The 23822-nt window shown below is 39.8% G+C and carries 20 protein-coding genes; 12 read left to right on the forward strand and 8 right to left on the reverse strand.

The window, feature by feature from the left end; translation table 11 throughout:
• Nucleotides 1–19: 19 nt before the first annotated feature.
• Complete coding sequence (gene rpe, locus CSQ79_RS18185; protein ID WP_099702570.1) at nucleotides 20–724, reverse strand: ribulose-phosphate 3-epimerase; 705 nt, start codon at nucleotides 722–724, stop codon at nucleotides 20–22.
• 218 nt (nucleotides 725–942) lie between these two features.
• Here rpe and CSQ79_RS18190 point away from each other — a divergent pair, with 218 nt between their 5' ends.
• Both CSQ79_RS18190 and CSQ79_RS18195 read left to right on the forward strand, forming a co-directional pair.
• Nucleotides 943–2565 (forward strand): S8 family serine peptidase, encoded by a 1623-nt coding sequence (locus CSQ79_RS18190; protein WP_099702571.1) that lies wholly within the window; start codon nucleotides 943–945, stop codon nucleotides 2563–2565.
• A gap of 98 nt (nucleotides 2566–2663) precedes the next feature.
• Nucleotides 2664–3947: a serpin family protein gene (locus tag CSQ79_RS18195; protein WP_099702572.1), complete on the forward strand. Its 1284-nt coding sequence runs from the start codon at nucleotides 2664–2666 to the stop codon at nucleotides 3945–3947.
• A gap of 75 nt (nucleotides 3948–4022) precedes the next feature.
• On the opposite strand, the gene CSQ79_RS18200 is transcribed toward CSQ79_RS18195, so the two are convergent.
• From CSQ79_RS18200 to CSQ79_RS18205, 3 genes are all read right to left on the reverse strand, one after another.
• Entirely contained in the window at nucleotides 4023–4547 is a 525-nt protein-coding gene (locus CSQ79_RS18200) for a CAP domain-containing protein (RefSeq protein ID WP_289501289.1), read from the reverse strand.
• A gap of 262 nt (nucleotides 4548–4809) precedes the next feature.
• Nucleotides 4810–4968, reverse strand: coding sequence for a hypothetical protein (locus CSQ79_RS28060; RefSeq protein WP_289501290.1), 159 nt, complete (start codon nucleotides 4966–4968; stop codon nucleotides 4810–4812).
• Between the two features lie 6 nt (nucleotides 4969–4974).
• A complete protein-coding gene (locus CSQ79_RS18205) occupies nucleotides 4975–5235 on the reverse strand; it encodes a hypothetical protein (protein WP_099702574.1) in 261 nt (86 codons plus the stop codon).
• Between the two features lie 263 nt (nucleotides 5236–5498).
• On the opposite strand from CSQ79_RS18205, the gene CSQ79_RS18210 reads away from it, so the two are divergent.
• Nucleotides 5499–6077 carry a Uma2 family endonuclease gene (locus tag CSQ79_RS18210; protein WP_099702575.1) on the forward strand — a complete coding sequence of 193 codons (579 nt, stop codon included), beginning with the start codon at nucleotides 5499–5501 and terminating at the stop codon, nucleotides 6075–6077.
• A gap of 102 nt (nucleotides 6078–6179) precedes the next feature.
• On the opposite strand, the gene mnmE is transcribed toward CSQ79_RS18210, so the two are convergent.
• Nucleotides 6180–7559 carry a tRNA uridine-5-carboxymethylaminomethyl(34) synthesis GTPase MnmE gene (mnmE, locus tag CSQ79_RS18215; RefSeq protein ID WP_099702576.1) on the reverse strand — a complete coding sequence of 460 codons (1380 nt, stop codon included), beginning with the start codon at nucleotides 7557–7559 and terminating at the stop codon, nucleotides 6180–6182.
• A 216-nt stretch (nucleotides 7560–7775) separates the two neighbouring features.
• Here mnmE and CSQ79_RS18220 point away from each other — a divergent pair, with 216 nt between their 5' ends.
• Entirely contained in the window at nucleotides 7776–9941 is a 2166-nt protein-coding gene (locus CSQ79_RS18220; RefSeq protein WP_099702577.1) for a Tex family protein, read from the forward strand.
• A gap of 102 nt (nucleotides 9942–10043) precedes the next feature.
• On the opposite strand, the gene CSQ79_RS18225 is transcribed toward CSQ79_RS18220, so the two are convergent.
• Nucleotides 10044–13073, reverse strand: coding sequence for an EAL domain-containing protein (locus CSQ79_RS18225; protein WP_099702578.1), 3030 nt, complete (start codon nucleotides 13071–13073; stop codon nucleotides 10044–10046).
• A 689-nt stretch (nucleotides 13074–13762) separates the two neighbouring features.
• Between CSQ79_RS18225 and CSQ79_RS18230 the strand changes: the two genes are divergently transcribed.
• Together CSQ79_RS18230 and galE are read left to right on the forward strand one after the other, a co-directional pair.
• A complete protein-coding gene (locus tag CSQ79_RS18230) occupies nucleotides 13763–14278 on the forward strand; it encodes an SET domain-containing protein (protein WP_099702579.1) in 516 nt (171 codons plus the stop codon).
• Between the two features lie 149 nt (nucleotides 14279–14427).
• Nucleotides 14428–15423: a UDP-glucose 4-epimerase GalE gene (galE, locus tag CSQ79_RS18235; RefSeq protein ID WP_099702580.1), complete on the forward strand. Its 996-nt coding sequence runs from the start codon at nucleotides 14428–14430 to the stop codon at nucleotides 15421–15423.
• A gap of 108 nt (nucleotides 15424–15531) precedes the next feature.
• On the opposite strand, the gene CSQ79_RS18240 is transcribed toward galE, so the two are convergent.
• Nucleotides 15532–16200, reverse strand: coding sequence for a sugar transferase (locus CSQ79_RS18240; RefSeq protein ID WP_099702581.1), 669 nt, complete (start codon nucleotides 16198–16200; stop codon nucleotides 15532–15534).
• A gap of 403 nt (nucleotides 16201–16603) precedes the next feature.
• Here CSQ79_RS18240 and pgsA point away from each other — a divergent pair, with 403 nt between their 5' ends.
• Nucleotides 16604–17182, forward strand: a complete 579-nt coding sequence (gene pgsA / locus CSQ79_RS18245) for a CDP-diacylglycerol--glycerol-3-phosphate 3-phosphatidyltransferase (protein ID WP_099702582.1) — start codon at nucleotides 16604–16606, stop codon at nucleotides 17180–17182.
• On the opposite strand, the gene CSQ79_RS18250 is transcribed toward pgsA, so the two are convergent.
• Nucleotides 17101–18045 (reverse strand): NAD-dependent epimerase/dehydratase family protein, encoded by a 945-nt coding sequence (locus CSQ79_RS18250; protein WP_099702583.1) that lies wholly within the window; start codon nucleotides 18043–18045, stop codon nucleotides 17101–17103. The two genes, pgsA and CSQ79_RS18250, sit on opposite strands and share 82 nt — an antisense overlap.
• A gap of 153 nt (nucleotides 18046–18198) precedes the next feature.
• On the opposite strand from CSQ79_RS18250, the gene CSQ79_RS18255 reads away from it, so the two are divergent.
• The 5 genes from CSQ79_RS18255 to CSQ79_RS18275 all read left to right on the forward strand — a co-directional run bounded on the left by CSQ79_RS18255 (nucleotide 18199) and on the right by CSQ79_RS18275 (nucleotide 23684).
• Nucleotides 18199–19356 carry a glycosyltransferase gene (locus tag CSQ79_RS18255; RefSeq protein WP_099702584.1) on the forward strand — a complete coding sequence of 386 codons (1158 nt, stop codon included), beginning with the start codon at nucleotides 18199–18201 and terminating at the stop codon, nucleotides 19354–19356.
• A gap of 132 nt (nucleotides 19357–19488) precedes the next feature.
• On the forward strand, nucleotides 19489–20265 hold the full coding sequence (locus CSQ79_RS18260; RefSeq protein ID WP_099702628.1) for an undecaprenyl-phosphate galactose phosphotransferase family protein: 777 nt from the start codon (nucleotides 19489–19491) through the stop codon (nucleotides 20263–20265).
• A 386-nt stretch (nucleotides 20266–20651) separates the two neighbouring features.
• Nucleotides 20652–21728 (forward strand): GDP-mannose 4,6-dehydratase, encoded by a 1077-nt coding sequence (gene gmd / locus CSQ79_RS18265; RefSeq protein WP_099702585.1) that lies wholly within the window; start codon nucleotides 20652–20654, stop codon nucleotides 21726–21728.
• Between the two features lie 25 nt (nucleotides 21729–21753).
• Entirely contained in the window at nucleotides 21754–22695 is a 942-nt protein-coding gene (locus CSQ79_RS18270) for a GDP-L-fucose synthase family protein (protein WP_099702586.1), read from the forward strand.
• Nucleotides 22696–23132: 437 nt separating this feature from the next.
• Complete coding sequence (locus tag CSQ79_RS18275) at nucleotides 23133–23684, forward strand: 5-formyltetrahydrofolate cyclo-ligase (protein ID WP_099702629.1); 552 nt, start codon at nucleotides 23133–23135, stop codon at nucleotides 23682–23684.
• Nucleotides 23685–23822: the final 138 nt, after the last annotated feature.

Consider the following 23822-nt stretch of genomic DNA (forward strand, 5'->3'; position numbering starts at 1 on the left):
TTATCAAAATACTTAACTTTTAGACTGTTGCCAATTCTGGGGTGGGGCGCTTGCTGTTACGAATACCACTAATTGCTTCAGCATAGTCCTTGGCATTAAATACTGCTGAACCAGCTACAATCGCATTAGCACCAGCTTCAATGACTTGCCAAGTATTATTTGCCTTGAGTCCGCCATCAACTTCAATCCAAGGATCGAGTCCGCGATCGTCGAGCATTTGACGTAGTTTCCGAATTTTAGGCAAGACACCAGGAATAAAACTTTGACCGCCAAAGCCAGGGTTAACGCTCATGATCAAAATCAGGTCGCATAATTCTAAGACGTATTCAATTAACTCTAGTGGAGAACCAGGATTAAGAACAACACCTGCTTTTTTGCCCAACTCTCTAATTTGACCTAGAGTACGATGCAAGTGTGGTGAAGCATTATGTTCAGCATGGACATAAATATGATCTGCTCCCGCCTTGGCAAAATCTTCTACATATTTTTCTGGCTCCACAATCATCAAGTGGACATCCAGTGGCTTTTGAGTCACAGGGCGAATCGCTTCAACGATTAATGGACCAATCGTAATATTGGGAACAAACCTCCCATCCATGACATCAACATGAATCCAATCTGCCCCTGCTGCATCTACCGCCCGAATTTCTTCTCCTAGGCGAGAAAAATCAGCTGATAGTATGGATGGAGCAATTACAATCGGCTTTTTGCTGGCTTGGGTCATGTTAATGATTCTCCTGCTTCCTCAGTTGTATGCATTTTAACAAAATCTTTAGCATTAAAAGCGCGATCGCAATTGCTTACTTTAACAAAATTTTTGCTAGATATTAGTTTAGCTACTGAAACAACTCACGAGAAAATAAAAAAGGTGAGGAGCAATTCATTATTCGTTAGTAAAGATAGTTAGTAACGCTTGTGCCAATTGAGTAGATTTTTAAGTCAATGCTAAGAAAGTATATTTGGATATTAGGGGGGCTAAGCGCTTCCTGCGTAAGTATTCCTGTCCTTGCCCTAGAAACAACTTCAGTAGGAAATGCCGGAATTGATGCCTTGCGGTTACACGATGCACCTTACAACCTAATTGGCCGCAAAATTGGTATTGGTCAAGTAGAAATTGGACGTCCTGGACAATTTGGTTTAGATAAAGCAGTTACTCATAAACAACAAGTTAGTTTAGCTGGTGTATTTTTACGCAATCAGCCCGCAAAACCTAATACAAATATTGACCCACATGCACAAAATGTTGCCAGTGTCATGGTGAGTACAGATAAAGCTGTGCGTGGTGTCGCACCAGGAGCGCGACTGTATTCTACTGCAGTTGGTTCGCTGAAAACTGGCGGTCAGCCAGAAGAATGTTTATCTGCACAACACGTTGCGCTACAAAATGGTGGTGATGTCCGAGCGATTAACTTTAGCTTTGGAGAAACTCTTGAGCGCGATCCGCGCCCAAATGCACTGTTAGATGGTCAAGCATTGCTGACACAATGTATTGATTGGTCTGCCCGCGTTCATAATGTGATGTATGCGATCGCAGGTAATCAAGGTAAGGGTGGAATTCCGATCCCGACAGATAATTTTAATGGCATTAACGTTGCATTTACGACTCGCAGACAAGGGTTTTTTACAAGAATTGATGTTTCTAATTTAAGCGATGCCATTTCTGGAGCAGTTGGTGGTAGGCTCAATGGTCGTGAAGTGAATTTAGGTCCGCGTCGTACTGTTGGAATAGTTGCGCCTGGAAATAAAATTACTCTACTAAACCCCAACGGTAAAACGACACGCGTCACAGGCACAAGTTTTGCTGCACCTCATGTGACTGCAACTGTGGCATTACTTCAAGAATTTGGCGACAAACAACTGCGATCGCTTCGGGCGCTGCGCGATGCGCAATCGCCACGCCAACGTAACTGGACTTTAGATTCTCGCCGTCAAGAAGTGATGAAAGCCGTAATGCTTAATTCTGCGGATAAATTTCAAGATCCAGGAAATGGTTTGTTGCTAGGAATGACAAAAACAATTCTAGATAAGCAAAACCAACACTGGTTAAATTCAGATGCTTACCGCAATCCTAAAATTCCTTTGCAAGCCCAAATGGGAACAGGACAATTAAACGCTTACCGCGCATATCAACAATTTAGTGCTGGTCAATGGCATCCAGCAAGACCTGTACCTGCAATTGGCTGGGACTATCGCACACTTAACGTCGCCTCGCATCATGATTACGTATTAGCCCAACCATTACAGCAAGATAGTTTTGTCTCAGTGACATTAAATTGGAATCGATTGGTAGAGTTGACTGATGCTAACAACAATCGAAAATTTGACATCGGAGAAACTTTTCGCGATCGCGGTTTAAATAACTTGGATCTTTATCTACTTAATGCTGATACCAACACTATTGTTGATACAACTTGCACATCAACGAGTGAAGTTGATAGTGTTGAACATATTTTTTGTCGAGTTCCAACTTCTGGGAAATACAAAGTTCGCGTCCAGTTTCAGCAACAAGTTAATCACGCCGTACAACCTTATGCACTAGCTTGGTGGACAGTACCGGCAAAATAATAGCTTCCTACATCTATCGTTACAAAAAACGTAACCGCGCTGCGATCGCATTTGAAAAAATGGCATAGTCTCCATAATAGAACTATGGTGACAGTAGCATGCAGCGGAGTTTCCTGCTAAGACGCTATGCAATTTGCCTGGGAAGACGTTATGTCCTTGCGGCAACAGGTATCCTGTTTGTCGGAATGATGGGATGCTCCAGAATAGATCATATCGATTCTGTTGTTGCCCAACCCCGCCCATTTAATCGGCAAGATCCAGATAAGCAAATGACAACATCCGCTGTTGATGAAGTAGTATCTGCTAACACGCGGTTTGGCTTCAAGCTGTTTTCCCAGTTGCTGAGTCAAGACAGCAGTAATGTTTTTATCTCGCCAACAAGTATCGCGATCGCACTTGCTATGCTATACAACGGTGCAAGCGGTGAAACGCAACAAGCAATGGCGCAAACCTTAGAGTTACAAGGAATCAAACTGCCAGAAATCAACACCGCCAATGCTGCACTGCTAAGCGCACTCACCAACCCTGATCCAGATGTCCAAGTTGCCATTGCAAACTCACTGTGGGCAAGACAAGAGTATCCTTTTCGCAAAGACTTTTTGCAGAAACAAACCTTCTACAAAGCACAGGTGACAACTTTGGATTTTCAGTCTCCTGATGCGACAAATACAATTAATGCATGGGTTAACCAAAATACGAATGGCAGAATTAAGCAAATTGTAGAACAAATCAATCCTCAAGATGTGTTGTTTCTCATCAATGCGATTTACTTTAAAGGTAGATGGACAGATGAATTTGATCCTAATCAAACAACAAATGAGCCATTTTTTACGAAAGGTGGATCGATACAACACCCGATGATGTCTCAAACAGGGAGATATCGGTATTATGAAAACGAGCAATTTCAAGCAGTGAGCTTGCCCTATGGCAAAGGTAGACTCAGTTTATACGTTTTTCTACCTAGCGAAAACTCTAATTTAACAAGTTTTTACCAACAACTCACTTCTGCTAATTGGGAAAAATGGCTAACGCAGTTTAATCAACGTGAAGGTTCAATTCGCCTTCCGCGTTTTCAAATGGAATATGACTTAACCCTTAACGATACACTGAAAGCTTTGGGGATGGAAGTTGCTTTTGAAGATAGTGCTGATTTTTCGGCAATGGGTGACAACCTTACCTTAAGTGAAGTTAAGCATAAAACTTTTGTTGAAGTTAACGAAGAAGGAACCGAGGCTGCTGCTGTGACTTCTGGTAGAGTCATGGCTGTATCTGCACCAATTGATCCGCCATTTCAGATGGTTGTAAATCGTCCTTTCTTTTGTGCCATCCGAGATAACCAAACAGGAACAATTCTGTTTATGGGTTCTATTGTTGAACCATAATCATATTTTGATTAAGAGTAGCGATCGCTATTCTTGTTATCTAGATGCAGATGTTGGCTATCTAAAGTATGAAATCTATTGAAAATTTTGAACTGCGTAGACTTTACCAGTCATAGGATCTGATACAATACCGTAACCAACTCGTGTATAGTGAGGATTTAGTAAATTAGCACGATGTCCATTACTATACATCCAGCTTTTTTGAAAGTTTTCAACCAATCCCCAACTTAATCTAGAACTAATGACAATACTCTGAGACTGAAGCATAATGTTCTCACCAACACCGCCTTGCCCGCCGATACTAGCAAAGCGATCGGTAGGTGTTCTTCCTTCAGGAGTGAGATGAGCATAATAGTTTCGAGCTTTCATATCCTCAGCATGACTTTGAGCAGATTGCGCTAGTAACGAATCTTCAACTAAGGGTGGTAGCCTATTGAGTTGGCGATCGCGATTAATTAACTCTAGAGCAAATACTCTTAACTCAGTGAGAGAACGAGTATTATGAGCATTCCATAGATTTACTTTTGGTTTACCAATACTCCAATCGACAGCACCAAGACCGTTATTAAAGTAAAAAGTATCTTTATAGGAATAAACCAAACATACTAAGAGTAGTATATAACCTAGAATATATTTGCTACAGCACGGTTTTGCACGGTTATAAAAGCTTTTTGAAGGTTGTACTACTCTTCTCATTGTTAATCATATCAAATAGTGAATGAGTACTTTCTAAACAGCATCAAAAAGAGGAGTTATAAGTCATCTGCACTGTTTAATATAAAAAGCATTTTCTTGCTTTAACCTCTTTTATGATTAGTTAAATTTTACACAAAAAAATTATGATGATTATATAAAAATACTGTTACCAATCACCTAAAAGAGTTTCAATAAAAGTCGTCCAGGCATGTCCTTTTCCTCGAATTGCTTTTCCTTTTTCTTTCTCATTTTCTTGAAGTTGATTAAAAAAATCAGTCTCTTTTGTGTCTTTAGGATCTGTCTTATCAACTTTATCTCGATTCATATGAATTTAAACTTCCCGTTGCATAACCACAAAGTAAGTATAGACACCTTCTTGTTCCATACCTAAGGGACGGATTTCCCAGCCTTGTTGCCCCATTGCATTATAAAATGCATCAATTGTTGGAAAATTTTTAACTTGTTGTCCATTTACGTATAAAGTTGAAATTTCTCCTGTAATTCCTCGACTCACTAATTGATACCGAACATTCATAAATTGAAATTTACGTTGCTTTGATTCAACAACGTTTTGTTGAATTGAATTATGCATAACTATTTGTTTATAAAAGTTTTCATAATAGTACTTTTCACCTCAGTATAAGCTAAATTTAGAAAAGAGAGATTAGCACTACTGTATAAAATTATGTTTCTGGTCTCATCTAAGCACAATAGAGAAAATACGGACTTTAGTGATTATGAAAATTTGTCTTTCTAGAAAATGCAAACAGTGTCGTCTTAATAGTCGCTAAAAATAAACGTGAAGCGATCGCCTAAATTAAATCAGTAGCTTAGAGCATTGGAAGTAAAAATACCATGACACAAGCACTACAACGTACATATACTGACGAAGAATACTTGGAATTTGAACTGACCTCAGAGGAACGTCATGAATATGCAAATGGAGAGATTAGGTTGATGACTGGAGGAACGCCTAATCATAATGATATTGCTGGTAATCTTTATGTTCTTTTAAAACTCGCGCTCAAAGGAAAAAGCTATCGAACTTTTTATGCCGATCAGCGTCTTTGGATTCCCGATCGCAATCTCTACACCTATCCTGATGTTATGGTTGTTGAAAAGCCTTTGCAAGTGCAATCAGGGCGCACTGATACCATTATCAATCCTGTCATGATTGCTGAAGTTCTATCTAAATCAACGCAAGATTACGATCGCGGCGAAAAGTTTGTTTCTTACCGTACTATTGATAGCTTTCGTGAATATTTATTGATCGATCAATATAACGTTCATGTCGAACACTATATCAAGACTGCTGCACATCAATGGCTACTGACAGAGTACGAAGATCCTACAATTACAATATCTTTTCAAGCTTTTGAATTCCAAATTCAAATTGCCGAACTCTACGAAAATATAGATCTTTCTAGCGTCTAGTGAGGCTGCTGACGTTTATATTAATAAAAACTGCTCATCTACTCCTATTACCGATTACCAACCCACATAAATATTATTAGAATTCAGTAAAACAATACTAAACTACTTCCCAATACAGAACCGACTAAAGATGCGATCGAGAACCGACTCAGTAACTTCCTCTCCAGTAATTTCTCCTAAAGCTTGAATTGCACCTCTCAAATCAATCGTCCAAAAATCTAAAGGTAATTGTTGAGCAATTGTGTTGTGTACCTGTTCTAAAGAAGCTTTGGCACGAGTAAGCGCGGCGGCTTGGCGCTGATTAATTGCTAAGTCGGTATCGGCTGAATGAACCTTTCCTGTTTTTATAGTTGTTAAAATAGCGTGTTCTAAATCTTCAATGCCTTGATTCTTAGCAGCAGCGGTTGTTACTACGTTACTTATGCTATCTGGATACTTCACTGCTTCTGCTAAAGCTAAGTCGATTTTATTAATAACTAATATCAACGGACGATGTTGCACTTGTTGGTAAATCTCAGCATCCGCAGCAGTCCATCCCGCAGCTGCATCAATCGTCAGTAAGACTAAATCAGCCGCAGCAGCACTAGTGAGCGATCGCTCTACACCAATTTTCTCAACTTGATCTTCAGTCGCTCGAATTCCAGCAGTGTCTAACACTTGGATGGGAATACCACCAACGACTAACTGCGACTCCACAACATCGCGAGTCGTTCCAGGTAAATTAGTCACGATCGCGCGATCGCTGCGACTCCAAGCATTAAGTAAACTTGATTTTCCCACATTCGGACGCCCGACAATGGCAACTTTTAAACCGCTGCGCAAGAGTTCACCCTGATCTGCAGTTGCTAATATTTGCGTAACTTGTGCTAAAACTTCTGCAAGTTGTGATATTATCTCATTACAATCCAGCGGCGGCAAATCTTCCTCAAAATCGATACGAGCTTCAATTTCTGCGAGAATATCTAAACATTTAGCACGCAAGTAACGAATTGGATGTGCTAACTTGCCTTGTACTCCAGCTAACGCAGTTTGAGCAGCTTGAGGCGATCGCGCTCCTACTAAATCGGCAATGCTTTCAGCTTGAGTCAGATCAAGTCTGCCATTCAAAAAGGCTCTTAGAGTAAATTCTCCAGGTTGCGCGAGTTTTGCACCCTGCATTAAACACAACTGCAACACCTGTTGCACTGCCATAATGCCCCCATGACAGTGAAACTCCACAACATCTTCGCGCGTGTAAGAACGCGGTGCTTGCATAATCAGTAAGAGTGCTTCATCTACGACTTGTTTTGTCTGGGGATGACGGATATAACCATAAAGAATGCGGTGAGAATCCCAAACTTGCTTTCCTGGGGCGTAAAATAAAGCTTGGGCAATAGCAAGGCTTTCCCTACCAGATACCCGCACAATACCGACACTGCCTTGTTGTGGCACAATAGCAGTTGCGATCGCTGCGATCGTTGTTCCTAATCCCTCGTATGTCACGCTTTTATTGAACCTAAGTTCCTTTCCTATGCTAAACAATATAGGAGAGGTCGGAGGTTAGAGAATTACTTTAACACCTGATTTGGAACAGGTTACGGGCTGACTTGAAATGGTGACTTTTAAGATCTCTTTATAGAGTAATTCATTATCACTTATTGCTAATTGCCGATCGTCATCTCCTTATTTGGTCAATCTGCTATCAAAATTACATGCCTGATGTTAAATATTCCGCAAGTTCTAGCACAAGAATTGTCTCTCAAACCTTTTCAGGTTCAAAATGCGCTTGATTTGTTTGCCGAAGGTGCGACGATTCCTTTTATTGCGCGTTACCGCAAAGAACGTACAGGAGAAATGAATGAGGTACAACTGCGGGATTTAGCCGAAAGATACACTTATTTAACCGAATTAGAAGCAAGAAAGACAACAATTCTAGATGCGATCGCCGCCTCAGGTAAACTTACAGATGAACTTAAATACAAAATAGAAACGTGTCTGCAAAAAACTGAATTAGAAGATCTCTATCTTCCTTATCGACCAAAACGACGCACTAAGGCAACTATTGCGAGAGAAAAAGGGTTAGAACCACTAGCAGAGTTGATTAAATCTTTAAATACTAAAAACGCACCACTAGTGTCCCTCGAAAAGGAAGCAACAAAGTATTTATCCGAAGAAGTCAAAACCATAGCAGAAGCACTGAGTAGTGCTGGAGACATTCTTGCAGAAGAAGTTTCAGAAAAAGCGAATTTACGCGCTTATGTGCGAGATTACCTCATTCAGAATGGAGTATTTAAATCTCAAATTAAAAAAGAGTATTCTGAAGGTACAACTAAGTTTGAAACTTACCGAAATTTTAGTGTCTGCGTTCAAGATATTGCCCCGCACAACCTGCTAGCCTTACTACGAGGTGAGAATGAAAAAATCTTAGCTTTAGAATTAGCTTTTGATGAAACAGAGGTTTTATTTAACATAGCAGCACAAGAAATCAAAACTAAAGTTCCAGACATTCGGGAATTTTATCGCGAAATGCTCAAGGACGCCTTCAACCGCTTGATGAAAAATTCATTAATTGGTGAAGTTATTACTCAAAAGAAAGCTGAAGCAGATATTGAGTCAATTAAAACCTTTGAAACAAATTTAAGAGAATTATTGTTGTCTCCACCCGCTGGAATGAAACCGACACTAGCAATCGATCCAGGATTTCGCACAGGTTGTAAAGTTGCTGTACTAGATGAAACAGGAAAATTTTTAGATTATCACGCAGTATTTCCTCATGCTTCTACAAATGAGCGATCGCAAGCTGCAAAAACAATTCAAAAATTGATTGAAGAGTATAAAATTGAACTGATTGCGATCGGTAATGGGACAGCTAGCCGCGAAACTGATGAATTTGTTTCAGAAGTTTTAAAAACAGTAGAGCAAAAGCCAATTAAAGTAATTGTAAACGAGTCGGGTGCATCAATTTATTCAGCCAGTCAAGTTGCACTTACTGAATTTCCCGATCTTGATATTACAGTACGCGGTGCAATTAGTATTGGTCGTCGGTTGCAAGACCCTTTAGCAGAATTAGTAAAAATCGATCCTAAATCAATCGGTGTTGGGCAATATCAACACGATGTTGACCAAAAATTGCTCAAAAAAAAGCTGGATGAAGTTGTAGAAAGCTGTGTGAATTACGTTGGTGTAGATTTGAATACTGCTTCTAAAGAATTACTAAATTTTGTGTCTGGAATTAGCCCTACAGTCGCAAATAATGTTGTTGCTTATCGCAATCAGAACGGTGCTTTCAAGAGTCGCCAGGAGCTACTTAAAGTCGCTAAACTAGGACCAAAAGCTTTTGAACAAGCCGCAGGTTTTTTACGTATTCGTGGAGGAAAAAACCCTTTAGATAACACTGCAGTACATCCTGAAAGTTATAGCGTTGTAGAGGCGATCGCTGCGGACTTAAGTATATCTCCAGTACAAATTACCCAAGCTGCCCAAAAACTCAAATCAATTTCTCTGAAAAAATATGTGACAGCGATGATTGGCGAACCAACATTACGCGATATCCTCAACGAATTAGAAAAACCTGGAAGAGATCCTCGCGCAGAGTTTAAGTATGCCACCTTCAAAGAAGGAATTAAAGAAATAACTGACCTTCAAATTGGCATGGAATTAGAAGGTATTGTGACAAACGTTGCTAACTTTGGTGCATTCGTAGATATTGGAATTCACGAAAATGGCTTAATTCACATATCACAATTATCACATCGTTTTGTGAGCGATCCTAAACAAATTGTTAAGGTAGGACAAATTGTGCGAGTTAAAGTATTAGATATTAATGAAAAGCAAAAACGGATTAGCTTGTCAATAAAGGCAGTTAGTCATATTAAATCTAGTTAATTACGATTAAAGTGGCTAATGGCTAGTCACTAGTAACCAACCACTAATCACTAGCAACTCAATAATAATGTAGTTATTCAACCGAAGTCAAAAGTAACTAGTTTAAACAAAAACATTTTGTTGAATTAAGGCAGTTGCAGCTTCTTTGTGTAATGGTTGAGAAAAGAAGTAACCTTGCCCATATTCACACTCTAAATCCTGAATTTGTGTAAGTTGTTCTGAAGTTTCAATTCCTTCAGCAACTACATTCATATTTAAGTTATGTGCCATTCTTGTAATTGTCTTTACAAGTTCTGGATTCTCATTATCTCTACCCATTCGTTTCACAAAAGAACGGTCAATTTTTAAGGCATCAATAGGAAAACTATGCAAATAACTGAGCGATGAATAACCAGTACCAAAGTCATCAATGTACACTTGAATACCCAGCTTTTTGAGCTGTGCGAGCATATTTGCTGCTAGATCTGCATTTTCGATTAAAACACTTTCTGTAATTTCTATCTTCAAACTCTGCCCAGGCAAGCTAGTCTCCTGTAAAATTCGGTCAATTTGTTTAATTAAATCTGGTTGAGCAAATTGTTTGCCAGAAAAATTAATATTGATTGATAAAGGTGAAGCTGTGAATTTTTCTTGCCAAATATGTGTTTGATGACAAGCTTCGTGTAGCACCCAGTAGCCAATAGGAATAATTAAGCCAGTTTCTTCAGCTACAGGAATAAACTCTAGTGGTGAAACAATACCATGAACTGGGTGATGCCACCGCAGTAGTGCCTCAAATCCAGTAATTTGGTTGCTACGTAGTGAGACAATTGGTTGGTAGTAAATTTGCAACTCCTGGCGTTCTATAGCACGTCTTAGGTCATTCTCTAATTGCAATAATGATACTGCTCGTGTATGCATTTCTTTATCAAACACTGCATGACGGGCTTTACCAAGTGATTTAGCACGATACATAACGGTGTCAGCATCACGGAGGATATCTTCGGGTTGATTGTATTCACTTGTACTTAGAGCAATACCAATACTTGTTGTAATGAACACTTCGTAACCATTAAGATTAAACGGCGATGTCAGTTCTTTTTGAATTCGTTCTGCTATTAAAGTTGCATCTTTAACATCTTTTATATCATCAAGTAAAATTACAAACTCATCGCCACCTAAACGGGCGACTGTATCTGTAGAACGTAAGCAAACTTCTAACCTACGGACAAAAGCAATCAGTAATTGATCTCCAACTAAATGCCCAAGACTGTCATTAACTAATTTGAAGCGATCTAAGTCTAAAAATAGGACAGCAAATAAGTAACTATGACGCCTTTTAGTTCGTACTAAAGCATGCCCTAGTCGCTGCATAAATAGTGCTCGATTAGGTAAACCTGTCAGAGAGTCATGAAAAGCTTCGTAGAGTAATTTTTCTTCAGCTAAGGTTCGTTCAGTAATTTCTGCTTGCAACTCTTTATTGATTTGTGCTAGTTCTGCAGTTCTTTGTTTGACACGAATTTCCAAGTCATCGTGGGCTTTGCGTAATGCTTCTTGCGATCGCTTGCGTTCACAAGCCTCAATTGAGACAGAAACCAAGTCAGCAATTGAAGCTGCAAAATTCTTCTCTTCAATACTCCAATGACGGTTAGAGCCTAGGTGTTCGTGACAGACTACACCTACCATAGAACCTCCTAGCCAAATTGGTGCATCCAACATTGATGTAATGTTATTGGCGTAAAGATACAGTTGGGTTAGTTCTTTTGTTCTAGGATCAGTGTGAGCATCATAAGCTGCAATGGTTCGTTCTTCTTGTAGTGCTTCAAAGTAGGTAGGATAGTGGGCTGCTGCTAATTCTGCACCTTGAGAATGCTCGTCTGTACTTTTGCGATATAAGTCAACACAAAGTAATTTTTTGTACAGTTCATCGTCGTATAACCATACTCCGACACGTTCTACTTCTAAAGTATGTGCTGCTGCTTCTGTAATTTCCTGTAAGTTAGTGTGTAAATCGCTACAGTCTAATATTTTATGTTTTGCGAGTTCAGCGAGGACTCTATTGTATGTGTGATAGCGTTCTTCGCTTTGGCGTTGCTCTTCAATCGAGTGTTCCAACGCTTCTAACATTTCATTAATTGTACCAGCCAAGCTAGAGAGTTCATCTTGTCCACTAATGGAAAATACTCTTGCTGCAAGATCGCCACTTCTACCAATTCCTTGAACATCAGCGCTTAATCGAGATAGTCGTGACAAAATGAGTTTTTCAATCAACAATAGCGTGGCAACAACAAACACAACACCCACAATCAACAAAGATGACAGCAAATGACGAATACTAGCTTGACCTTGTTGATAAATTAATCTTGGTGTATCTACGCGCAGTAGCAGCGCTGGTTTGTTATAAATATCCTCAATGACAGTGTATCCAGCAATTTGTTGATCTAACGGTCTGACGAAGATTGATCCTTGAGCCGAAGAACTGAGGGCAAAACGCACTCGGTGAATATCCTGCGGTAGTTGTGTATCATCAAAACGATACACCTTTACAGATAAATGAGTTTGTTCAGCAAGTTTGGCGATCGCTGAATCATTCAAATAACGACCCATGATCAATGTCCCTCGAATCGGACCACGACTCTCACTATTGAGAATTGGTCTTGAGGCAATCATCATTGGACCTTCTGGTAGCATTACCAGACCTGATATAGAACTTTTTATATTTGAGTGCTGTAAAACTGTTTTAGCTGTAAGATGCTTCTGAAAGTTAGGCAAAAGAGAAATTTCTTGTCCGCGTTCTAAGTCATAGCCTTTATCAAAAACAATCTTCCCAGAAGCATGAACATAAAGCATCAAATTTAACTTTAATCGATTAATGCTGACATTACTAAGATATGCGGTAATGTATTCTTGATTAGAATTTTCTACGAACGAATAAGTTTCATCCCATTCAGCCCAATCGCGTGTTGTTAATCTCAATTTGGCAATTTCATCAGACAAGGCATCATGAACTCTTTTAACATTAGAACGACTATCTTCTTGCTCTAATTTCGAGAAACCACGTAACAAAATAGTTGACGAGGTAGCGTATATAACCCCAATTAAACTGATAAGAGTGACGCCGATTAGTAACAGTGTTTTCTTTCGCAGTGTCATGTGTGCAATCTCAGGGGTTAAATCAAACGCTGGTAAAACACATCCTCGTTTTCCAATATAATTTTGAAACTTCTAATACTCAAAGAACCATCAAAGCTTCTTCTTTACTACCGTACATCCACTACAATTCTCTCAAGCTTGCATTTGAGCTTAATCATATTTCCGTAGAATTACGATTGTTCCTCTCGGTACCCGATTTGTTATACTTGCATGACTTATAGTATTTAATAATATTTTAATATTTACATGACTTTATAGCTTACTCTGGCTTAGATGTAGGTGAAGTAGGTACGAGTAGCTCTGCATTATCACTCGGCGCAATAAATTAGACAAATCTTTATTAATCAACAGTAAATACACTGAACCGAGCTAATACTGAGTTCACCTCTATCAGTGAAACTACCATAGCACCTCAGTAAAGTTAGCGTTAAATTAAGCTTGTTTAGCAAAAATACTTTGTAAAGCATCCTAGCTAAATCTGAAATATGGTTCTTTCCAACTTTTTTGGGTTGATGTAGAATCATTAATTTAAAGTATGAAAATATTTCTACTATTGCTTTTTAGTTAGTGAAAATCAGTAAAAAAATTGATAACTACAAATCTGCAATCAAAGTACTTTATAAGGTTTGTACAAGCTGTTTTTGCTAAATAGAGTACGCACCTAGCTTAGAGTGTTTTTTGGAGGAAAAATGTTGGCATTATCTGAATCTTACTTATTAACTCATGAAAAGTTTTACATAGACAATAGTAAATTTGGTCAGGGTCTATTTGCCAAAAAAGACATTAGAGTAGGAGAAAATATTTTAATATTTACTGGTGGCATTATTGATTTTGACCAAGCAGTCCTAAAGGCACCACCATATGAGGGTGATGCTTTGCAAATTGGTAAAAGTGTTTATGTAAACCTAGAGCCTCCTGGTCGTTTTGTCAATCATTCTTGCAATCCTAATGCTGGTATTAAAAATGATATTGAATTAGTAGCGCTGAGAAACATTGAAGCAGGTGAAGAGATCTACTTCGATTATTCTACAACTATGGATGAGGATTACTGGAGCTTACAGTGTGGTTGTGGAAGTATAAATTGTAGAAAAGTTATTAAAGATTTTAAGCATTTACCATATCATGTTAAACGCAAATATTTAGATTTAAATATTGTGCAAAAGTTTATTGCTGTGCAGTACCCAACTACGGCTAAAGCTAAGTAATTAAAATAAATGCTGTAGTGATATCAGTCAATCTATGTTGAAGTGTTTATCAATTTGCACAGCTCCGCTGAAAATGTAATGTGTAATGACACTACTGTTTCAGGTATACTCACCATCAGCAAGAGGTAATTATCGAGTAAGAAAAACCAATGCCAGCAGTCAAGCAGACAATTTTAGTTACTGGAGGAGCAGGGTACATTGGCTCCCACGCAGTCATGGCACTACAACATGCTGGATATGAAGTAGTCATCCTTGATAACTTGGTATATGGACATCGAGACTTAGTAGAAAAGTTAGAAGTAGAGCTAATTGTCGGAGATACTAGCGATCGAGTGCTACTAGACGAACTGTTTACCACCAAGAAAATCGCAGCCGTGATGCACTTTTCTGCTTATGCTTACGTAGGGGAGTCGGTTACAGAGCCTGCTAAGTATTATCGCAATAATGTGATTGGTACTTTAACTCTATTAGAGGCAATGGTGGCAGCATCAGTAAATAAGTTTGTGTTTTCCTCGACTTGTGCTACCTACGGTGTACCACATCAAATACCTATTACTGAAGAGCATCCCCAAAGTCCAATCAATCCCTATGGTGCTACCAAATTAATGGTGGAACGCATTCTGAAAGACTTTAGTCCAGCATATGGGTTGCAATCTGTATGTTTTCGCTATTTCAATGCTGCTGGTGCTGATCCCAATGGTTTGCTGGGAGAAGACCATAATCCAGAAACACACTTGATCCCACTAGTACTACAGACGGCTTTAGGTCAACGAGAGTCGGTGTCAATTTATGGAACAGATTATGCAACCCCTGATGGAACTTGTATCCGAGACTATATCCATGTAACAGATCTTGCCGATGCACATATTCTTGGTTTGGAATATTTAATGCAAGGAGGAGAGACTACAGTATTTAACTTGGGGAACGGCAATGGCTTTTCAGTCAAACAGGTCATTGATACTGCTCAAACTGTCACGGGTAAGGAGATTAAAGTTGAGAGTAGCGATCGCCGTCCTGGAGATCCGCCAATACTAGTTGGTAGTAGCGAGAAAGCTAGAAAAATTTTAGGTTGGGAACCGCAATATTCTGATTTAAAAGATATCATTACTCATGCTTGGCGTTGGCATCAGCAGCGACATGGGTAGAACTTAGAGGAGCGAGGAGCGAGGGGTTAGTGATTGAATGGCAAAACAACGAATACAAATAATAGTTAATATTTACCTTAGATTTAAGGCTATGGACATTAACTTTCTCTAACAAGCTCCTACTTTGGCAAATATTACATATATTGTCTTGACAATTATTACTAAATCATATAAAGGATACCATTGCTGTTGATAGCGAAGATCGAGGTTGACAACTTCTTCAAAATCTTTAACGCTAGAACGACCGCTAACTTGCCATTCGCCCGTCAAACCAGGTTTGACATTTAACCTTTGCCAGTGACGTTCGTTGTATTGAGTTACCTCATCCCTTGTTGGCGGTCGAGTTCCTACCAAACTCATTTCGCCGATTAAAACATTCCAAAATTGAGGTAATTCATCTAAACTAGAGCTTCTTAAAAAACGTCCCACACGGGTAATTCTGGGATCGCGTTGATTTTTAAAGATAAGACCTGAGGCTTCGTTACTGACAAGAGATTTTAACTGCTCAGCATTCACAACCATCGAACGAAATTTATGGATATAAAACTTACGTCCGTGGAGTCCGTAGCGTTCTTGGCGAAAAAAAATAGGACCTGGACTGTCTAGCTTAATAGCGATCGTCACTGGAACAAATACAATGGCTAAAATGAGCAGCCCAACAATACTGCCGATAATATCCAAGGAACGTTTAAAAACTGAGTTAACAGAGGGGTGAATTTTCTGTACTGACAGCGTGGATGTTGGCGGTTGACATGCAGGAGATTGGGCTTGATACATTGTCACAACTACTTTGCACTCTATTTCAGTAGAATTACGTAAACTACTTTCAAATATAGTTGCTCGAAACTACTCTGCCGATGTTTTGAGGAAGCCTTTGGTGAATCTTCATTAATTAGTCAGGTAAATTCACCTAGTTTAAACTTTGCATGAAGCGAGCCTGATCTGAACTGATGCTTAGCTTTCTTCATTTTCAAGAGGTTTGAGTTAACCCTGCAGGTAAGTAAGTGGGTAAAAACAAACGTCACTGAAAGGCTGTTATTGGTCAATACTCAACGATTAGTGAAGCAACAATTAACTATTAACCATTAACCAGCATAAATAGAAAAAATTGTATTTTTTGTACCCTTAGGCGAGCATCATATACTACCCTAGCCTTGACATCTCATTTTTTACCTTTGTGATGACTTTGCCTACTTGGGTGACTCTATCTCGTTTATTAGTGTTACCAATATTACTATACTTTTTGGAAAATCCCACATCAGAAGCTCGTTGGCTGAGTGTAGTCATTTTTTTGATTGCAGCAATGACTGATTGGGTTGACGGCTACCTTGCCCGCCGACTGAATCAAATTACAGAACTGGGAAAATTTCTTGACCCCTTAGTCGATAAACTACTGATACTTGCGCCTTTGCTAGCTTTGAATAAACTAGGACAAGTTCCTACATGGGGAGTATTTCTGATTTTGGCACGGGAGTTAACTATAGCAGGTTGGCGAGTAACTCCTAGTTTGACTGGTAATACCGCGATCGCCGGAGCCAATTTTTGGGGCAAACTGAAAACGGTTAGCCAAATAGCCGCGATCGCGCTTTTAATTGCGCCTTTACCTATGAGTTGGCAGCTTTTTTCCCTGATCGCCTTCTGGGTTGCGGTTGCCCTGACACTGATTTCTGGTGTTATCTACTTACTACCGACAACAGATAAAATTTCATCGTCAACCGAAAAATCGACTTCTGCAGGATCGCGACCTGAGGTGAGATAATCATTTTGAAACGAATCTTGTAAACCAGCAATCAAATCATATTTTGGCTGCCAGTTGAGTTGAGCTTTTGCCTTATCTACTGCCGCAAAAAAGTGTTGTACGCGGATGGGAAAAGCTTTGCGCTTACCAAAATCGAACTTTTTAGGATCGTAATGCACAATTTGTAGTGCTTCACCTGATTTTCCAGCTGCCACAGCACATGCTCTTGCCAGCCCATCAAAAGTCACATAGCGATCGCCCGATACATTGTAAATTTCACCGATGGCTTGCGTAGAACCTAAGATTTGACACATCGCTTGTGCTAGATCGTAGACGTGACCAAATTGAGTTATGTGTAATCCATTGCCAGGAATAGGAATTGGGCGATTGCGAACAATGCGATCAAAAAACCAACTTTCTAAGTCATTATAGTTTTGCGGACCATAAATATAAGTTGGACGAATTGCAGTAAAAGGTAAACCTCTTTTGGCAAGAAAAGCTTCTGTCTCGTGTTTGCCCCGATGGCGGCTTTTGGGATCGACAGCATCACCTTCTTGATGTGGCATTTGGTCAGCAGGCAAATACACTCCTGCTGAACTCATATAGACGAAATGCTGCACTCGGTTTTGAAAGATTTCTGCTAAGGGTTGAGTATCGCTAAGTTCTCGCCCATTGTTATCAAAAATAGCATCAAAATTTTCTGGAAAAAGTTTTTCCTTGAGGTCATTGGGTTGAGTGCGATCGCCCGTAATTTGCGCAACTCCGGAGACTGGTGCTGGTCGATTACCACGATTAAACAACACAACTTCATGCCCTTGGGCAACAAGTAGTTGTGTGAGGTATACACCAATAAATCGCGTACCACCCATAATTAAAATTCGCATTGTTATTGGTTCCTTGTGCTTCTAGGGTCATTTTCTATGAGATTATCAGGTTGCGTCATTTGCTTGGAACTTATTTTTGAGTGAAAACGTCATGGCTTCGATTGCTCAATACAAAGCAGCACTCAAGCTCCAGTATTCTTCAATTAGTTATTAATGCCTTTACAATATGCACTTGTCCATGAGTGGTTAACGCCCAAGGCTACTGGTGGTTCAGAACTCGTAGTTAAAGAAATCCTCAAACACATTGATGCGGATTTGTATGCTTTGATTGACTTTGAATCAACTAACCCCAACAGCTATTTATTTCAACGTTCGATTGGAACGACATTTTTGCAGCACCTACCTTTTGCTCGTCATGGCGTACAGAAATATCTACCTTTGTTACCGCTAGCGATCGAACAGTTAGATTTGCGTGCTTATGATGCGATCATTTCCTCTTCCCACACTGTCGCCAAAGGAGTTTTAACTAGTCCAGAACAGATGCACATTTGCTACTGTCATACTCCGATGCGGTTTGCCTGGGAACTGACTTTTGATTATTTACGCAGTAACCGTATTGGTCAGGGATTGCCAGGAGTTTTGACACGATACCTACTCCACCAAATGCGCCAGTGGGATGCATTGAGTGCAAATCGAGTTGATTACTTTGTTGCCAACTCACAAAATACTGCACGTCGCATTTGGCGATGCTATCGCCGCCCTGCAACCGTGATTTACCCACCGGTAGATATCGAACGGTTTCCCTTTGTCAGTGAGAAACAAGACTTTTATGTAACGGTTTCCCGCTTAGTCAGTTACAAGCAAGTATCTTTGATTGTACGTACTTTTAACCAACTCAAAAAGCCTTTAGTCGTTATTGGTACTGGACCAGAACTCAAGCAAATTCGCAACTTAGCACAATCGAATGTTCAAGTACTAGGAGCACAGCCGAATGAAGTTGTTGAGCAGTATATGGCTGCCGCCAAAGCATTTGTTTATGCAGCTTGTGAAGATTTTGGTATAGCTCTTGTAGAAGCACAAGCTTGTGGTACTCCGGTCATTGCTTATGGAGCAGGCGGAGCGTTAGAAACTGTACGTTCGATTTGGCAATATCCAGACACAGGAACTGGTATATTTTTTTCAACCCAAACAGAAGCAGCCTTAATGGAAGCTATCGAAAAGTTTGAAGTCCATCACAAAGCATTTCAGCCTGAGTGGATTCGTACTCATGCTCATCAGTTTGCTGCTGATGTGTTTAGTGAGAAGTTTCTCGCGTTTTTGCACAACTCGTGGCAAGACCGCTTGACAAACAACCAAAGTTTTTTGGATTGAAGTACTATGCTTGTTCTTGGTTTCCCGATCTCCAATTTCTATTTTAGGATTGTCGGGATCGCATTCGAGCTATCTTGCATCATCAGGCTTTAAAATCATGACTAAATGTGGTGTGGATTGTTAAGGAGTAAAATGACTGCCCATTCGCTCCTCTCAGGCAAAAGATTACGGGCTTTCGTGCAATCTGGTTTTCAGAAACGATCGCCCAGCGATAAAAGTAGAACGTTATTGCGATCGCTCTTATTCTCATCTGCTAAAAAGCTGTTCATCACAATATCGCTTGATTTTGTCAGCCGAGAGTTTATCAAAAGACTGTTTGACGTTATCTTCTCTCTGTCGGTTCTGATTTTATTTTCTCCGGTTTATCTGCTGTTAGCATTGCTCATTGCTTATAATTCAGAAGGGCCAGTGTTTTACATCCAGGAACGAGTTGGAAAAAACTATCAGTCGTTTGGGTGTATCAAGTTCAGAACAATGGTCACGAACGCTGATGAGATGTTACTAGAACTAATGGAAGCATCGCCTCATCTACGGCAAGAATTTGCCGACAATTTTAAGCTAAAACAGGATCCAAGAATTACAAAAATAGGTCGCTTTTTACGATTAACTAGCCTTGATGAATTTCCCCAATTTTGGAACGTTCTTAAAGGAGATATGAGTGTTGTTGGTCCTCGCCCTTTAGTAGCTCAGGAATTGTATATGTATGGTTCTCATATCGACAAGGTTTTGACAATTAAACCAGGAATTACCGGATTGTGGCAGGTATCAGGGCGTAACGATATTCCTTACAACCGGAGAATTCAGATAGATCTTTACTACGTCAAGTTCCACAACTTTTGGCTTGACTTATGGGTAATTGTGAAAACAATCGGAGTCGTTATTGTCCCAAAAAATAACGGTGCTTACTGAACATATGTATATAGAGAACTGTGCTACAGGACTATGCTAGCTATTGCTTAGTGGTTGGTAAGCCAATTAGCCAAAAGCCTTGCCTGTTTGTTATAAGTAAGCGAGATACTTACGACAATCTTGAGGCTAATGGCTAATTGCAAGTTGTTTTAATTTCCGCGAACTTAAAAGCTGATTCGCCCATCAATCCATATCTAGATTGTGCCAAACTAAACTGACACTTTGATAGTTTCTTGGCAACAGATGTTAGTTAGCGTAAAGTTTAATTTAACAATTATTGTAGTGTCCAGCCAACACCAAACAAGATATGGTGAACCGCTGGTGCCTATGTTAAGTTGTAGCAGTTTTACTGTACCCAATTTGAAACAGGTTATCAACCACCGAGTATGACGCAACGTAAACGAGCGCTAATTACAGGAATTACTGGTCAAGACGGCTCCTATTTGAGCGAGTTTTTACTAGAACAAGGCTACGAAGTTCATGGCATAATTCGGCGGACATCAACATTCAACACAGATCGGATTGACCATATCTACGAAGATCCCCACAAAGAAGGGGTGAGGTTATTGTTACACTATGGCGACCTTACCGATGGAACAACTCTACGTCGGATTTTAGAAGAAACCCAGCCGACAGAAATTTATAACCTTGGTGCGCAATCACACGTACGCGTAAGCTTTGACTCACCAGAATATACTGTAGATTCGGTTGCGATGGGAACACTACGGCTACTTGAAGCAATTCGCGACTACCAGCGACGTACTGGTATTGAAGTCCGTTTCTATCAAGCAGGTTCGTCAGAAATGTTTGGCTTAGTACAAGAAGTTCCACAGAAAGAAACTACACCGTTTTATCCACGTAGTCCATACGCTTGCGCCAAAGTCTACGCGCACTGGCAAACCCTCAATTATCGCGAATCTTATGACTTGTTTGCGTGTAATGGCATCTTATTTAATCACGAATCACCACGGCGTGGAGAAACCTTTGTAACACGCAAAATTACTCGGGCAGTAGCACGGATTGTTGCAGGAAAACAAAAGAACATCTACATGGGTAATCTTGATGCTAAGCGTGACTGGGGGTACGCAAAGGACTATGTGCGTGCGATGTGGCTGATGCTACAACAACCCGAACCTGATGACTATGTCATTGCAACTGGAGAAACACACTCTGTAAAAGAATTCCTCAAATTAGCATTTAGTTATGTCAATCTTGACTGGCAAGATTATGTCGAATTCGACGAGCGTTATTTACGCCCAGCAGAAGTTGAATTATTGATTGGCGATCCGACAAAAGCTAAGCAAAAACTCGGCTGGCAACCGTCAGTTACGTTTGAGCAGTTGGTTGCACTCATGGTAGAAGCTGACTTAAGAGCTTTGGGTCAAGAATCACCTAATGGTAACGGTGCGCAAGTAAATGATTTGGCTACAATTCGTCAAGAGCTGGGTAGTTTACACTTTTAGGCAAAACTGACAAGGAATTAAACAGATGGCAGCCTTAGATTTAAACGACAAACACATTCTTGTCACTGGTGGGGCTGGATTCTTGGGTCGTCAAGTGATTGAACAGCTGTGTCTAGCAGGAGCCGAACAGCAAAAAATTACTGTACCGCGATCGCACGAGTGTGACTTACGCAGTTTAGAGAATTGCCAACGCGCAGTCGATCAGCAAGATATCGTCATCCACCTGGCGGCTCATGTTGGTGGTATTGGTTTGAATCAAGAAAAACCCGCTGAACTTTTTTATGACAATCTGATGATGGGTGCACAATTGATTCATGCTGCCTATCAAGCTGGAGTAGAAAAATTTGTTTGTGTTGGCACAATTTGTGCCTATCCTAAATTCACACCAGTGCCCTTCAAAGAAGATGACCTTTGGAATGGATATCCAGAAGAAACAAATGCTCCTTATGGTGTCGCCAAAAAAGCCCTTTTAGTACAACTTCAAGCCTACAGGCAACAATATAATTTCAATGGTATTTATTTGCTACCAGTAAACTTATACGGTCCAGAAGACAACTTTAATCCTCAAAGTTCTCATGTAATTCCTGCACTTATTCGTAAAGTATACGAAGCTCAACAAAAAGGTGACATGGAAATTCGAGTATGGGGTGATGGCAGTCCTACCCGTGAGTTTCTCTATTCAGAAGATGCAGCACGGGGCATAGTTATGGGAACATTATCTTATAACCAGCCTGAGCCTATTAACTTAGGTACGGGCTTTGAGATTTCCATCCGTGACTTGATTTCTTTAATTTGTGAACTGATGGAGTTCGATGGCGAAATTGTTTACGAAACCGATAAGCCAAATGGTCAGCCACGTCGTTGTTTAGATACAGAACGAGCGAAAAAATTTGGCTTTACTGCTCAAATTGATTTTAGGCGAGGATTAAAAAATACTATTGATTGGTATCGGCAACACGCAAACTAAAATGTGAGAGGGTGAGGTGGTTTCGCCCTCTTTTTTAGAATCAAGCTCTTAGCTCTAAATTCAGAACTTAATTGCGTTCATAGACGGAAATTAAGCTTATGAAAAAAGATTTTTTCTTCGCAAAACAGTCAGCGATAGGTGCTTTGGCTGTAGTAGCATTTCTTTGAGCTGCAGAACTCTGTAAATTTATATAGTTAGAGATTTTAGGAGGAACTCACAGCTAAATGGTGAGCAAATGAACCAACATAAAACGTAGTGAAATAATCGCTCCTGACTTTAAATAAATAGTCTCACTTTAACTGCTATACCTAATTTAATTAAGTTGAATTACTAGTTCAGTAGTCGCTGAGACTAAGCCTATCATAATGACTAATGGTAGTTAACTTACTAAACACCAAAACATATACTTTACGAAGCTAATAGTGATTAGTCAGCATATAAACAAAATAGAATTGCGCCGTTTACTGCTTCACAACCGGCAATCTATGAGCATCAAAGAGTGGCAGGAAAAAAGTCGTCTTATCTGCTCTCACTTACAAGCATCATCACTATTTACTCAAGCAAAGACCATTCTGACCTATTTTAGTTTTCGTCAGGAACCAGATCTAAGTGCATTATTTACAGCCAAAAAAAATTGGGGTTTCCCACGTTGTATCAATCAATCATTAAATTGGCATTTGTGGCACCCAGGGAACGATACCCGAATTGGAGATTATGGCATTCTAGAACCTCTCCCTTGTGCCCCACTAATCAAAGCTAATGAAGTAGATTTAATTTTGGTTCCTGCTGTTGCTTGTGATATTCGAGGCTATCGTTTAGGTTACGGAGGTGGTTTCTACGATCGCTTACTCAGTTCTGCCGAATGGAAGTCAAAGCTTACAATTGGCATTGTTTTTGACTTTGCTTACTTACCTCAGTTACCTGTTGAGACTTGGGATATACCTTTGCATATTGTTTGTACAGAAACTGGCTTGAAAATGATGCAATAAAACTTCCTCAATTTGATTACGCCAGCGCAGAGGACTATTGTCCCCTGCGCTCTAACTAAATACTTTCAAGAAAGTATTTAGTTAGAAAAATACACTTACTATAATATGGTATTTTAAATACAAAGTCAATGTTTTTAC

Origin of the sequence: Gloeocapsopsis sp. IPPAS B-1203, from assembly GCF_002749975.1 — a bacterium.
GTDB lineage: Bacteria > Cyanobacteriota > Cyanobacteriia > Cyanobacteriales > Chroococcidiopsidaceae > Gloeocapsopsis.